Here is a 255-nt window from a genome sequence, read left to right as displayed (position 1 = left end):
CCTCGTGGTTGGTGTTCGACAGGAACACCGAGGACAGACGGTCGAAGGTGAGAACGCCGTCGGGCTTCGGGTAGGCGATCGGCTTGTGCTTGGCGGCCGGCTCCAGCGAGGCCGCATCCGTCTTGCCATGCCTGAGCGTACCGAAGATCGAAAGGCCGAAGAGCTGGTTCGTCCACATGTCGAAACCGCCGAGCGCCACGCCGATTGCCGTGCCGAACTTCGACCACAGCGGCTTGACGTTTCGCACCCTCTTCA

The 255-nt window shown here is 63.1% G+C and carries 1 pseudogene; it reads right to left on the bottom strand.

What is annotated here, in order from left to right:
* Window positions 1–255, bottom strand: a pseudogene (locus tag IB248_RS31245) (4Fe-4S dicluster domain-containing protein); the annotation flags it as partial.

Source organism: Rhizobium sp. RHZ01, assembly GCF_014851595.1.
GTDB lineage: Bacteria > Pseudomonadota > Alphaproteobacteria > Rhizobiales > Rhizobiaceae > Rhizobium > Rhizobium altiplani.
This window is presented reverse-complemented; position numbering and strand designations above follow the sequence as displayed.